Raw genomic sequence first — 13996 nt, forward strand, 5'->3', positions numbered from 1 at the left:
CATTGTCTCTCATAAAACAGCGACCGGCCCCCTGTTTCAGGAGACCGGTCGAAGATCAGGAGGAGACAGCGGCGACAGCCTCCGCCACCTTCTTCGCCACGTCGGGGTCGAAGACCGACGGGACGACGTAGCCCGGATGGAGTTCGTCTTCGGGGATGCACGAAGCGATCGCGTCCGCCGCGGCGACCATGATGTTCTCGTCGATGTCGGTCGCCTCGGCGTCGAGGAGCCCGCGGAAGATGCCCGGGAAGGCCAGCACGTTGTTGATCTGGTTCGGGTAGTCGCTGCGTCCGGTGGCCACGACGGCGGCGTACTTGAGCGCCTCGGCGGGGTCGACCTCCGGGTCGGGGTTGGCCATCGCGAAGACGAGGGCGTCCTTGTTCATGGCCTGGATGTCACTGCCGTCGAGCACGTTCGGAGCGGAGACGCCGATGAACACATCGGCGCCGACGACGGCTTCCTTCAGGGTGCCCTCGAAGCCCTCGGGGTTCGTGTTGCGCTGCAGCCACACCTTATGTTCTGTGTCGACCTTCGAATTCGGTCCGATCGCGCCGTCACGGCCGCAGGCGATGATGTTCTTCGCCCCCGCGACCTGGAGGAGCCGGATGATCGCATTGCCGGCAGCACCGACGCCGGAGACGACGATGCGCTGATCTTCGAGCTTGCGGCCCACGACCTTGAGCGCGTTCTTCAGCGCGGCGAGCGTGACGATGCCGGTGCCGTGCTGGTCATCGTGGAAGACCGGAATGTCGAGCTCGGCGCGGAGCCTGGCCTCGATCTCGAAGCAGCGCGGGGCGGAGATGTCCTCGAGGTTGATGCCGCCGTAGGCCGGGGCGATGGCCTTGCAGATCGAGATGATCTCCTCGGTGTCCTTGGTATCCAGTGCCACGGGCCAGGCATCCACGCCCGCGAACTGCTTGAACAGAACAGCCTTGCCCTCCATCACCGGCATCGCCGCTTCGGGCCCGATGTCGCCGAGGCCCAGCACTGCGGTGCCGTCGGTGACGACCGCCACGGTGTTGCGCTTGATCGTCAGACGACGGGCATCGGCCTTGTTCTCCGCGATGGCCATGCATACGCGGGCCACACCCGGAGTGTAGGCACGGGAGAGGTCGTCGCGGTTGCGCAGAGGCACCTTGGGGGTGGATTCGAGCTTACCGCCGAGGTGGAGCAGGAAGGTCCGGTCGGAGACCTTGTGGACCTCGACTCCATCGAGCGTATCGAGTGCAGCCGATACCTCGTCGGCGTGTGCGACATCGCGGGTATCGGCGCTGACGTCGATCATCACCGTATGCGGGGTGGATTCGACGACGTCGAGCGCGGTGATCGCGGCGCCGGTGGCGGCAGCGGCGGCTACGAGGTCGGACGTGGATGTCCGACCGACCGCAGTCTCCACTCGAAGAGTGATTGAGTATCCGGGGCTTGGAACAGCCATGGGAGTTATCCTCTCTGATAAGTCTTTTCCGTAGTACGGATAATATCTTCTGTATAGTGGAAAATCTAGCCAGAATGCTCGTGAACGGAAACTTTCTTCCATTTCAGGACTAGACTGAGGGGCAGTTTCGCACAGCGATGCTGGTTTTCATGCCGTCGGCACTCATCGTCGAGCTGCCACACAAGTCAATGAATACGGATCCAAAGAACACGAATCCAATGGACGAGGAAGAGGAACTGGGATGACCAGCAATGACACGAAGGCCCCTGCGATCCGCCAGACGAAGGGCGGCGTCCAGTCCGTCGAGCGCGCCTTCGGGCTCCTCGAATGCATCGCGAACTCCTCCGGCTCTGCCACGCTGAGTCATATCGCCGCCGAGGTGAGCCTTCCCCTCCCGACGATTCACCGCCTGCTCAATACTCTGGTCAACCTCGGCGTGGTGCGTCAGCTGCCCAACCGCGGCTATGCCCTGGGGCCAGGCCTGATCCGCCTGGGCAACCTCGCTGGATCCCAGCTGGGCGCCATCGCGCGTCCCTACCTGCGCACGCTCGTGGACGAACTCGGCGAGTCCGCAAACGTCGCGACCATCGACGGAGACATGGTCGTCTACGTCGATCAGGTGGCCTCACAGCACCAGATGCGGATGTTCACCGAGGTGGGGCGCCGCGCCCATATGCACGACACCGGAGTGGGCAAGGCGATGCTCGCCGGGCTCGATCCCGAGCAGGTACGTCACATCGTCACAACTGCGGGAATGCCGACGCCCACGCAGTACAGCATCGGCACCGTCGCAGATCTCGAGGCCGAGCTGGTGCGCATCCGCGACCGCGGGTACTCGATCGACGAGCAGGAGCAGGAGCTGGGTGTGCGCTGCTTCGCGATGTCGATCCCCGATGCCCCCGCTCCCCTGGCGATCTCCGTGTCCGGACCCATCAGCCGCGTCGACCAGGCCTTCTCAGATCGCGCCATCCCGCTGCTGCGATCAGCCGCCGAGGCGATCTCAGCAGACATGCGCGGCGGAGCCTAGGGCGCAGCAGCCGGAGCGCCGCCGCATCCGCGATACAACGGCGGAGCGCCGAGACTCTGGTGTCCGCCAGACCTTAAAACTCAGTAACGGGTGGCGCGTCGAGAAACGTATGTGCAATCACGTTTCTCGACACACCACCCGTTTTTCGCTGCAGAGCGCCGCTGAGGCTGCCAGCCTCAGGAATCGCCTCCGGCGGTGCCTGAGGTTCCTGCGTTGACCTCGTTCAGGCGATACTTCTTCGCCGCCTCAACCGGCACCGAGCGAGCGATCTCGCCGCGGTCGGCCAGCAGCTGCAGGGTCCGGACGACCATCGAGTGCGCATCGATCTTGAAGTGGCGCCGGGCAGCGGCGCGGGTGTCCGAGAACCCGAAGCCGTCGGCACCCAGGGTCGCGAAGTCCTGACTGAGGAACGGACGGATGAGGTCCGGCTGAGTGGAGTCGAAGTCGCTCGTCGCAACGATCGGCCCCGCCTCGGCGCCCAGACGCTGTCGCACATAGGGCGTCCGCGGTTCGGCTTCGAAGTTCTCGAGCTTCTCGGCCTCGCACTTCAGCGCATCACGGCGCAGCTCGGCCCATGAGGTCACCGACCAGACAGCCGCATCCACGCCCCATTCCTGAGCCAGCAGGCCACGGGCCTCAAGTGCCCACGGGACCGCGACTCCCGACGCGAGCAGCTGAGCCTGCGGACGATTCCCGGCCCCCGCCTCGGCGCCGGTGCCGGCATCTGCCACTCGATGGATGCCGCGCAGGATCCCATCGACGTCGACATCCTCGGGTTCGGCCGGCTGGAGCATCGGCTCGTTGTACACGGTCAAGTAGTACATGACGTTGCGGGCGTCATCGCCGAGGTCGTGCTCGCCGTACATGCGGTGCAGGCCATCACGCATGATGTGGCCGATCTCGTATCCGTAGGCCGGGTCGTAGATCCGCACCGCAGGGTTGGTCGCGGCCAGCACGGGTGAGTGTCCGTCGGCGTGCTGCAGGCCCTCACCGGTCAGCGTCGTGCGACCGGCTGTGGCCCCGATGATGAACCCGCGGGTCATCTGGTCCCCGGCGGCCCAGAAGGCGTCGCCGGTGCGCTGGAACCCGAACATCGAGTAGAAGACGTAGATCGGGATCATCGGCTCACCGTGCGTCGAGTACGCGGTTCCGGCGGCGGTGAATCCCGCGGCCGCACCGGCTTCGTTGATGCCGACGTGGAGCAGCTGACCCGAGGTCGCCTCCTTGTAGGACAGGAACAGTTCACGGTCGACTGCCAGGTAGTTCTGCCCGTTCGGGTTGTAGATCTTCGCGGTCGGGAAGAATGCATCGATGCCGAAGGTCCGGGCCTCATCGGGGATGATGGGCACGATCCTGTTGCCGATGCCCTTCTCGCGCATGAGGTCCTTGAGCAGGCGCACGAAGGCCATCGTGGTCGCGGCCTGCTGATGGCCCGAGCCCTTCTTGGTCTGCGAGAAGGCCTTGTCGGACACGGCAGGCAGGGTCTTCTTGCTGTTCTCGGGCTTGCGATTGGGCAGGAATCCGCCCAACTTGGACCGCTTCTGAAGCATGTACTGGACTTCTTCAGCGTCGTTGCCCGGGTGGTAGTAGGGCACCGCGTAGGGGTCTTCGTCGATGACCTTGTCGGTGATCGGGATGTCCATCCGGTCGCGGAAGGCCTTGACGTCGGCGGCCGTGAATTTCTTCATCTGGTGCGTGGCATTGCGCGACTCGAAGGTCGTGCCCAAGCCGTAGCCCTTGACCGTCTGGACGAGGACGACGGTCGGCTTGCCCTTCGTGTTCACGGCCTGCTCGTAGGCGGCGTAGACCTTGTGATAGTCGTGACCGCCGCGCTTGAGGTTCCAGATGTCGTCGTCGCTCAGGTGCTCGACGAGGCCCTTCGTCACCGGTGAGCGGCCGAAGAAGTTGTCGCGGATGAATCCGCCGGACTCGGCCTTGAAGGTCTGGTAGTCACCGTCAAGGGTCTCGTTCATGATCCTCACCAGTTCGCCGGTGTGATCGGCGTCGAGCAGGGAGTCCCATTCGCGGCCCCAGAGGACCTTGATGACGTTCCAGCCGGCGCCGGTGAAGACCGCTTCGAGCTCCTGCACGATCTTGCCGTTGCCGCGCACCGGTCCGTCGAGTCGCTGCAGGTTGCAGTTGATGACGTAGGTGAGGTTGTCGAGGCCCTCGTTCGCGGCCAGCTGGAGCGCGCCGCGTGACTCCGGCTCGTCCATCTCGCCGTCGCCGAGGAAGGCCCAGACGCGCTGATCGGAGGTGTCCTTGATGCCGCGGTTGTGCAGGTAGCGGTTCATTTGCGCCTGGTAGATCGAGTTGATCGGGCCCAGCCCCATCGACACGGTCGGGAACTGCCAGAAGTCGGGCATCAAGCGCGGGTGCGGGTAGGAGCTCAACCCGTTGGGGGCCTTCGAAGCCTCCTGCCGGAAGCCGTCGAGCTGCGTGTCGCTCAGACGGTTTTCGAGGTATGCCCTGGCGTACATGCCGGGTGAGGCGTGACCCTGGAAGAAGACCTGGTCGCCGCCGCCGGAATGATTCTGGCCGCGGAAGAAGTTGTTGAACCCGATCTCGTAGAGGGTCGCGGCACCGGCATAGGTCGAGATGTGGCCGCCGACGGAGATCTCGGGGCGCTGGGCTCGGTGGACGAGCATCGCGGCGTTCCAGCGCAGCCATTTGCGGTACTTGCGCTCGAGGCGCTCATCGCCCGGGTAGGCAGGTTCCTGATCGGCCGGGATCGTGTTGACGTAGTCGGTGGTCGTGACCTTGGGCTGGGCCACCGAGTTCGATGCGGCACGTCGGCGCAGGGCCTCCATGATCTCGGCCGCACGCAGAGTGCCACGCTGGTTGACGAGCCCCTCCCAGGACTCGAGCCACTCGTCGATCTCTTCGTCACCGGTTCCCCTCGGGATCGCCGAGGTTGTGTCCTGGGTCATAGTTCTCCCTCTCAAACACGTCAGGCCCACGGGAAGGTGTTCCCGTGGACCCGACTATGGAAATTATCAGCAGAAGCCGGCGATCTGCGCCCAGGCGTCCTTGTTCTCCTCCACCCCGTCACGGGTGAAGGTGGCCTCGATCAGCCCGTAGGGCCGATCAGCGACGATGAGCACTTCGTTCGGGTTCTCCAAGCCGAAGCGTTCGATGTCGTAGAGGAAATGGTGCTTGTTCGGGCACGAGAAGCGGATCTCGTCGATCTCCGGCACAGCCTCGATGACCTTCTCACCCATCTGGTACAGGGTGTGCTGCAGGGCATGCGAGTAGTGGTCGGTGAACGAGTCGAGGATGATTTCCTTGACTCGTGAGTACACGCCTTCGAAGTCGAGATCCGTGGTGTTGTAGATCCAGCGGGTCGCGATGTCGGTGGCGAGGATGCGGTCGTCGGTCTCCGGCAGGGTCGTGTACTTGTCCTTCGGGTAGCCGACGAAGCCTGATTCGGTGGTCTTGAGCACGGTCAGCCCGTAGAAGCCGGAGATCAGGTTGGTGGTGTCGCCGTCGCGGGTGAGCACCGCGGTGCGGGTCTCCGGCGCTGACTTGTAGAAAGAGTGATTGTGATCGTTGATGCGCGACCAGCCGTACTCTTCGGCTGCCCAGCGTCCGCCGGTGACCCAGTCGAAACTGGAGGTGAAGTGTTCGCCGAGCCCGAGGAGGAACTGCTCGGGTGAACTCACTCCGAGTTCCTTGGCCTTGGCGAAGACCGTGTTCTTCTGGGTGTCGGTGGCGACGACGTGTTCGTTGTTGCCCTCGGTGTGCGCGGTCTCGAAATCGCCCCACAGCTGTGAGGTGACATTGAGGTCGCGGATCTCGTGACGTTCGGAGTCACGGTAGACCCGCATCAGACGATTCTCCGCCTTGCCGTACTGATTCGTCGTCAGTTTCACCTTGCTCATCTTCTTGCTCCTGTTGCCTGTGCCAACGACCGCGCCGCACTCGTCACCGAGTCCGACATGGCCGCTGTGACCAATTGATTTGCGAGGTCACCGGGCGTCGAACCCGGCGAACTTCGGCGGTTTGTTGAGGATCACGATCCTGTAAGGGGGCCTGCTTCCCCTGATGTCTTATGGGTGTTGCCGTCCGCTCAGCTTCCCCGGTAGGTGCTGTACGCGAACGGGCTCAGCAACAATGGTATGTGATAGTGCGCCTCGCCTGCCTTGACTGTGAAGTCGATCGTCACCTGGGGGTGGAAGTGATCCTGTCCCTGGGCCTCGAAGTAGGCACCGGTACCGAACACGATCCGATAATCACCGGCACCGAGGTGGTCCGGTCCGAATTCCGAGACACGACCATTGCCGTCGGTGCGGGCGTTGGCGAGCACCTCTGTTCCGGAGTAGAGCGTGACCTCGAGGTCGGCGGCAGGGGTGCCGAGCGTAGAGTCGAGAGCGTGGGCGGAGATGAAGCTCATGCGAGGAGTCCTTCGAGTCTGAGTGCGGCGATCTGGATCAGCTGCTCGCCGACCTCGGCGAGTTCGTCGGTGTCGGTGTTGGCCATGCGACGCTGAAGTTCGGCGAGGATCTCCTCGGGACTGCGGCCGGCCGCGCGGATGAGGAAGACGCGGTCGAAGCGCTCTTCGTAGGCGGCGTTGCCCGCCGCGAGTCGATCCTGGATGTCACCGTCAAGGGAACCCAGGCCAGCCTGCTCGCGGGAGGAATGAGCCGCCTCGGCGGAAGAGCCTTCGGCCTTCTCACCGATCCGGGGATGGTGGGACATGGCCTGGTTGATCTCGTCATCGGTCAGTGGGGTCGCGCTGGTGCGGGCACCCTCGAGGGCGGCCTGCACAGTGGAGAACGGCCGCGCTGCGACGACCCCGTCGATCCACCGGTCGACATCGAGACACGGGCGCAGAGTCGCGCGGGCGTCATCGATCGACAGCTGATTGAACTCGCCTAGGTCCACATTGACCTCCTGAGAAAATCGAGATGCACAACCACTGAGAATGTGTTTCACATCACGGAAGACTATTTCCATTTAACTGCTTCGAGTTTGACCCCAGGTCCGCGCTAAGTCAAATTCCGCGGTCGGCGTCAGCGGCCTTTTCCGGTGGATTTGGAAAAGTAATTCCACAAAGCGGATAATGATGGCAGAGTCCCTCGCGCAGTCCGCGTTCTGGGCACTTGGCCATCGTTTTCTCGACAATGAGGTTGAATGACGTCATGAGCATGGAAGCACCCACGATCGTCTGCGCGCCCGATTCCTTCAAGGGTTCGGCCGGCGCCCCCGCTGCCGCTGCCGCCCTGGCTCGCGGTGCCCGCCAGGTGTTCCCCGACTCGCGGATCACCGACCTGCCCTTCGCCGACGGTGGTGAGGGAACCCTCGATGCCCTGCTGGCCGTGTGGGACACCCCGGCTCGCTCAATCGAGGTCGTGGATGCCCTGGGCCGGCCGACGACAGCCCTGTTCGGCATCTCCGCTGATGGGAAGACCGCGGTCATCGAGGCGGCTCAGGCCAATGGCCTCCCCCAGGTCTCCGACCTCGCCCTCGCACCCGAGCGCGCCGATACATACGGCGTGGGCCTCATCGCCCGCCACGTCCTGGACCAGGGGGTGGAGGAGATCCTGCTGTGCATCGGCGGCTCGGCGAGCACCGATGGCGGCGTCGGCATCGCCTCGGCCTTGGGCGCGGCCTTCGCCGACTCCTCCGGTGCGCCCATCGCCCCCGGTGGCGGCGGGCTGTCCTCCTTGGCCAGCGTCGACGTCTCCGCATTGGATCCGCGTGCCCGCGAGGTCCGCTGGCGCATCGCCGTCGACGTCGACAATCCGCTCATCGGCCCTCGTGGCGCCGCCGCAGTCTTCGGTCCTCAGAAGGGCGCCGATGCGACGTCCGTTGCCGTCCTCGATTCCGGACTGGCCCACCTCGCCGAGGTGCTCGCCGGCTCGGCTGCCCAAGCGTCGTCGCTTGCGGCAACGCCGGGGTTCGGAGCCGCAGGCGGAATCCCTCTGGCACTGACGAGCCTGCTGGGTGCCGAGGTCGTGCCCGGGTCGACGATGGTCGCCGAGGCTGTGGGCCTGACCGAGGCCCTGGCCGCCGCCGACATCGTACTCACGGGCGAAGGATCCTTCGATTCCCAGTCTCTGGGCGGGAAGGTCGTCGCGGCCGTACGCGACCATGCCCCCGCCTCGGCGAGGATCATCGTCATCGCCGGCCGCGTCGCCCTCAGCCCCGCCGAATGCCGCGAGGCCGGCATCACTGCGGCCCTGTCGATCGCGCCGGGCCCCGCCGACCTCGCCGAGCTCTCCGGCCGCGCCGAGGAACTCATCGAAGCCACCGCCGCCCACGCGTGCGCGCTCGCGGGCGCAGGCGTCGCGGGCGCGAGAGCAAGCGTCACGGGCGCAGGCGTCGCGGGCGCGCAACAGAACTGACCACCAAAGACACCAGCAGTCACCTACGAAAGGACTCACCACCATGAGCACACAGCTCAAAGTCGGACAGACCGCACCGGACTTCTCTCTGGCCGATGCCAGCGGAAAGACCTACTCGAAGGCGGACCTCGCCGGGCAGAAGGTCATCCTCTATTTCTACCCGAAGGCCGCGACGCCTGGCTGCACCACCGAGGCCTGCGACTTCCGCGACAACCTCTCGTCCCTGGCCGCTGCCGGGTTCCAGGTGCTCGGCGTCTCCCCCGATGACGCCGAGGCGCTGCAGGCGTTCACCGACGACCAGCAGCTGACATTCCCGCTGCTCTCGGATCCGGGTGCGGAGCTGGCGCAGGCGTACGGCTCGTTCGGTGAGAAGACGGTGGGCGGCAACACCTTCGAAGGCACCCTGCGCTCAACCTTCGTCATCGCCGAAGACGGAACTCTCTCCGACGTCGAATACAACGTCGACGCCGAAGGCCACGTCGCCCGCCTCCGCGAGAAGCTCGGCGCCTGACCCTCCCTCTCCCTAAACCTCCCCGACGTCACTAATACCGCGCGGCGCCGCGAGCCTTTAGTGACGTCGGGGAGGTTTAGCGTGCAACAACTCGTTCAGACACGATCCGCTTGATGTCCTCAAAGGGCGCCGCGAGGAAGAGCTGCTTCCATGTCAGATGGACGACCCTGTAACCAAGGGCGGCCAGTTGCGCATCACGAGCCTTTTCATCCTCAAGCGCCTTCCGAGGAGTTCTGGTGCCCATGGAGTATTTCGCGAGGCCGTCCACTTCAATGATCACCTTCGCCGCACGGTGACAGAAGTCGACACGGGCGAATACACGTCCGTCCCGGCCCCTGAACTCCACCTGCGGATCAAATCCACCGATTCCATGTTCGAAGAATCGTGCGGCGGCGACTGACTCTGCCGGTGACTCGCGCCGCGCATCCGATAGATCCAGCGCACACCGCGCCCTCCTCTGAGCACGTGCTGCGTCGCGTTCCGCAAAGGCTGTCTGAATCTCTTCCATCGACGTCAGTTCCCGACGCAGAGTGTGATCGATCATCGCCAATGCCGTTGCCAGCTCATAGGTCAGCGCGACGTCGACAATGGTCCGCTCAAGTGTGGTTACCCTGTAGATGCCGATCGTCATGACGCTCCCGGGCGCCAGAGGTGTGTTTCGGACTCGAAGATAACGATGCTTACGCGAAGCGCCGCGCCTGATGACCTCCACCCGCTGTTCGGGAACGACGACAATCGGAAGCCCGTGGATGAGAGCGGCTGAGAGGTGCGAGAAGACTTCGTGTCGCCGCTTCGGCCGGCCTGATGACTCTTCCTCGTTGACCTTCTCTGCTCGAGCACGCACTAGGGCTTTGAGATACTGCTCAGCGTCTCTGCGGTCATTGAAGAGCTCGAATTCCTGGGCATGCCCCTCACGCACAGCAGCCCAGATGCCCTCATGCTCGACTTTCTCGCATGTTCGCTCGACCGCATAGCGACCCCGAGCGACTCTGCGGACACAGCACCGTTCAGCTCGCGCCAGCTCGCGTTTGGTGAATCCAGAACGCAAAAGTCGCGCCGTAGTCATTATCGAATACATACTGCAGATAATGACAACAAACAGCGCCATTCGCCACACCAACGTAAAAACTGTGGATAAGCCTGTGGATCACGCCGGCAGTGAATCGACTAAACCTCCCCGACGTCACTAATCACTCGCGGCGCCGGGCGCAATTAGTGACGTCGGGGAGGTTTAGGGAGGGAGGCGGGCCTCAGCGGGCGCGGAGGAGGTGACCCTGGGGCTCGTCGTAATTCACGGGTGCGCCGCGGAGGATCGTCTGTTTGACGGTGCCGCGGACGGTACGCGTGTCGTAGGCGCTGATCTGGTTGCGGTGGTAGAGGTCTGTGGCGTGAACAGTCCACTCCTCGTCGGGGGCGAAGACTGCGAAGTCCGCGTCGTTGCCGAGTGCGATAGCGCCCTTGTTCTTCACCCCGGCGACGGATGCGGGGGCACTGGACATCCAGGCCACCACCGCGGCGAGGTCGATTCCGCGTTTGGCTGCTTCTGTCCACACGAGGGAGAGACCCAGCTGCAGGGAGGAGATTCCGCCCCAGGCCGCACCGAAGTCCCCGGTGTCGAGGAGCTTGAGCTCGGCCGTCGAAGGCGAATGGTCGGAGACGATGCAGTCGATCGTGCCGTCGACGAGCCCCTGCCACAGCGCTTCGCGGTTGGATTCCTCGCGGATCGGCGGGCAGCACTTGTGCGTCGTCGCGCCGTCCGGGATCTCCTCGGCGGTAAAGACGAGGTAGTGGGGGCAGGTCTCGACCGTGAGCTTCACTCCCTCGGCCTTGGCCTCCGCAATCTGAGGCAGCGCGTCTGCCGATGACAGGTGCAGGATGTGCGCGCGGGCGCCGGTCTCGCGGGCGGCCTCGATGACGCGGGCGATCGCAACATTCTCGGCCTCACGCGGACGCGAGGCGAGGAAGTCGCTGAATTTGCGCCCTGAGTTCTTCGGGGCTCCGGCCATCACCGAGTGGTCCTCTGCGTGGACGATGAGCAGACCGTCGTACTTCGCGAGTTCTGCCAGATCGGCGCGCAGCTCATCGGGCTCCAGCGGTGGGAACTCATCGACCCCTGAGTCCTCGAGGAAGCACTTGAAACCGTAGACGCCGGCATCGAAGAGGGGCTTGAGGTCACCGGTATTGCCGGGGATCGCCCCACCCCAGAAGCCCACGTCGATGAATGCCTTGGACGCTGCGACCTCGCGTTTGATGTCGAGTGATTCGACGTTGACCGTCGGCGGCAGGGAGTTCAGCGGCATGTCGACGATCGTCGTCACGCCTCCGGCTGCTGCGGCGCGGGTGGCGCTGGCGAAGCCCTCCCATTCGCTGCGGCCGGGGTCATTGACGTGCACGTGCGAATCGACGAGGCCCGGCAGCAGCACCTGTGAAGCGTCGAGCTCGACGACGCGCGCATTCGCCGAGGTGGTCCCGCTCAGTCCGGCTCCCCCGGTGGCGATCTCGACGATCGCGCCCTCGCGCACACCGACTTCGGCGGCGCTGACACCCTCGGGCAGAATGGCCCTCTGCGCCTTGATGACCAGGTCAAAAGCTTGGTCGGTGGCCTGTGTACCGGCATCATCGACGTTCATGAATCCTCCTCATTCACCCAACCTGGACGGCCGGGGCAGTTCCCCCGGCAATGCCAGCCGGGTCCATTGTCCTCAGCATCTGCGCCGAGCATGTCAGACAAGTCCCCGAGGGGTCGGAATCGCGCATCCGACTCCCCCGGGGGCCATGGTATACCAATTGTGACCTGGCCGACATCGGGTCCCGTTGACCCGAAGCCTACTTCGCCGCGGCCAGTTCGCCCATCGGCGTCAGCGCCGTGGGTGCATCGGCCGGGGTCTGGGCGAGGACGTCGAACTCGTTGATGCTGTCCAGTGCCGCACCCATCGAGATGTTCGTGACGCGCTCGAGGATGACCTCGACGACAACGGGCACCTGGTGCTCGTCCATGAGTTCCTTGGCCACCCGCAGGCCCTCGCCGATGAGCTCAGGGTCCTCGACGCGCAGCGCCTTGCAGCCCAGCCCCTGCGCGACGGCCACATGGTCGACGCCGTAGCTCGCGGCGTCTCCCGAGGAGTTGATGTTGTCGAAGGCCAGCGACACCTGGTAATCCATGTCGAAGCCGCGCTGCGACTGTCGGATGAGCCCCAGATAGGAGTTGTTGACGACGACGTGCAGGTACGGAATCTTGTGCTGCGCGCCGACGGCCAGTTCCTCGATCATGAACTGGAAGTCGTAGTCACCGGAGAGTGCGACGACCGTCTCCTCCGGCTTGGCCTTCGCCACCCCCAGCGCGGCCGGTCCGGTCCAGCCCAAGGGTCCGGCCTGACCTGCGTTGATCCAGTGGCGCGGCTTGTAGACGTGGAGCATCTGAGCCCCGGCGATCTGGCTCAGGCCGATCGTCGACACATAGGTCACATCCTCATCGAAGGCAGAGTTCATCTCCTGGTAGACACGCTGCGGCTTGATCGGCACATCGGTGTAGTTGGTCTTGCGATGGTCGGTGGACTTGCGCGCCGTGCACTCGCCGGCCCAGCCGGTGAAGTCCGGCAGGCTCGCAGCCTCAGTCCGACCCCGTGCCGCGGACAGCAGTGCGTCGAGCGCGGCACCGGCGTCGGAGACGACACCGTAGTCGGGTGAGAACACACGCCCGATCTGCGTGGGCTCGATGTCGATATGGACGAACTTCCGACCATTGCGGTAGACCCCGAGGTCACCGGTGTGACGGTTGGCCCAGCGATTGCCGATGCCGATGACCAGATCCGACTCCAGGAACGAGGCGTTGCCGTAGCGCACGTGGGTCTGGATGCCGACCATGCCCGCCTGCAGCGGGTGGTTGTCCGGGATCGCGCCCCAGCCCATCAGCGTCGGTGAGACCGGGATCGAGGTCGCCTCGGCGAATTCGACGAGCTTGTCCGCGGCATCGGCGTTGAGGATGCCGCCGCCGGCGATGATGAGCGGATGCGACGCTGCGGCGATGAGGTCGAGGACCTTCTCCGCCTGTGCCGAGGTGGCAGCTGGCTTCGAGGGCACCAACGGTTCGTAGGTGTCGATGTCGAAGTCGATCTCGGTCTGCTGGACGTCGATCGGCAGATCGATGAGGACCGGGCCGGGCCGAGCCGAGCGCATGAGCTGGAAGGCCGACTGGAAGACGCCGGGGACCTGTCCTGCCTCGAGCACGGTCTTGGCCATCTTGGTCACGGGCTTCGCAATCGAGGCGATGTCCACGGCCTGGAAGTCCTCCTTGTCGAGAACCGCGACAGGAGCCTGCCCGGTGATGCACAGGATGGGCTGCGAGTCCGCGGCTGCGGCGTAGAGTCCGGTGATCATGTCGGTCCCGGCAGGTCCCGAGGTGCCGAGGCAGATGCCGATGTTCCCGGCCGCCGCCCGCGTGTACCCGTCGGCCATGTGTGAGGCACCTTCGACGTGGCGGGCCAGCGTGTGGCTGATTCCGCCGTGGGCCTTCATCGCTGAGTACAGCGGGTTGATGGCCGCTCCCGGCAGGCCGAATGTCTGGGTAGCGCCTTCCTTTTCGAGGATGAGCACCACCGCGTCAACTGCGCGCATACGTGTCATTGTTCTTCCTTCGCTTCATCGGCCCACGTTCGAGCGGACCGGGTTCAGTGGCC

Annotated in this window: 11 protein-coding genes; 3 read left to right on the forward strand and 8 right to left on the reverse strand. The window is 64.6% G+C overall.

From position 1 onward, the window contains the following. Positions 1–55 precede the first annotated feature (55 nt). Positions 56–1435, reverse strand: a complete 1380-nt coding sequence (locus tag HU144_RS18080) for an NAD-dependent malic enzyme (RefSeq protein WP_235352474.1) — start codon at positions 1433–1435, stop codon at positions 56–58. Between the two features lie 241 nt (positions 1436–1676). Between HU144_RS18080 and HU144_RS18085 the strand changes: the two genes are divergently transcribed. Next, positions 1677–2462, forward strand: a complete 786-nt coding sequence (locus HU144_RS18085; RefSeq protein WP_235352475.1) for an IclR family transcriptional regulator — start codon at positions 1677–1679, stop codon at positions 2460–2462. A 176-nt stretch (positions 2463–2638) separates the two neighbouring features. Here HU144_RS18085 and aceE read toward each other — a convergent pair whose 3' ends face one another. The 4 genes from aceE to uraD form a co-directional block, all read right to left on the reverse strand. Then, complete coding sequence (aceE, locus tag HU144_RS18090) at positions 2639–5392, reverse strand: pyruvate dehydrogenase (acetyl-transferring), homodimeric type (RefSeq protein WP_235352476.1); 2754 nt, start codon at positions 5390–5392, stop codon at positions 2639–2641. 66 nt (positions 5393–5458) lie between these two features. Further along, complete coding sequence (gene pucL, locus HU144_RS18095; RefSeq protein WP_235352477.1) at positions 5459–6343, reverse strand: factor-independent urate hydroxylase; 885 nt, start codon at positions 6341–6343, stop codon at positions 5459–5461. A gap of 188 nt (positions 6344–6531) precedes the next feature. Beyond that, positions 6532–6855 (reverse strand): hydroxyisourate hydrolase, encoded by a 324-nt coding sequence (gene uraH, locus HU144_RS18100; RefSeq protein ID WP_092103512.1) that lies wholly within the window; start codon positions 6853–6855, stop codon positions 6532–6534. Beyond that, positions 6852–7346, reverse strand: coding sequence for a 2-oxo-4-hydroxy-4-carboxy-5-ureidoimidazoline decarboxylase (gene uraD / locus HU144_RS18105; protein ID WP_235352478.1), 495 nt, complete (start codon positions 7344–7346; stop codon positions 6852–6854). The genes uraH and uraD overlap by 4 nt, the downstream gene beginning before the upstream one ends. A gap of 263 nt (positions 7347–7609) precedes the next feature. Here uraD and HU144_RS18110 point away from each other — a divergent pair, with 263 nt between their 5' ends. Continuing rightward, positions 7610–8809: a glycerate kinase family protein gene (locus tag HU144_RS18110; RefSeq protein ID WP_235352731.1), complete on the forward strand. Its 1200-nt coding sequence runs from the start codon at positions 7610–7612 to the stop codon at positions 8807–8809. A gap of 43 nt (positions 8810–8852) precedes the next feature. Next, the gene (gene bcp / locus HU144_RS18115) at positions 8853–9320 is read left to right on the forward strand and encodes a thioredoxin-dependent thiol peroxidase (RefSeq protein ID WP_235352479.1); all 468 of its coding nucleotides are present in this window, start codon (positions 8853–8855) and stop codon (positions 9318–9320) included. A 76-nt stretch (positions 9321–9396) separates the two neighbouring features. Here bcp and HU144_RS18120 read toward each other — a convergent pair whose 3' ends face one another. From HU144_RS18120 to gcl, 3 genes are all read right to left on the reverse strand, one after another. Beyond that, positions 9397–9951: a DUF559 domain-containing protein gene (locus tag HU144_RS18120; RefSeq protein ID WP_235352480.1), complete on the reverse strand. Its 555-nt coding sequence runs from the start codon at positions 9949–9951 to the stop codon at positions 9397–9399. A gap of 619 nt (positions 9952–10570) precedes the next feature. Then, the gene (gene allB, locus HU144_RS18125; RefSeq protein ID WP_235352481.1) at positions 10571–11950 is read right to left on the reverse strand and encodes an allantoinase AllB; all 1380 of its coding nucleotides are present in this window, start codon (positions 11948–11950) and stop codon (positions 10571–10573) included. Between the two features lie 196 nt (positions 11951–12146). Next, positions 12147–13943 (reverse strand): glyoxylate carboligase, encoded by a 1797-nt coding sequence (gcl, locus tag HU144_RS18130; protein ID WP_235352482.1) that lies wholly within the window; start codon positions 13941–13943, stop codon positions 12147–12149. Between the last annotated feature and the right edge of the window lie 53 nt (positions 13944–13996).

It is taken from the genome of Brevibacterium sp. UCMA 11752 (assembly GCF_021532235.1).
GTDB lineage: Bacteria > Actinomycetota > Actinomycetes > Actinomycetales > Brevibacteriaceae > Brevibacterium > Brevibacterium antiquum.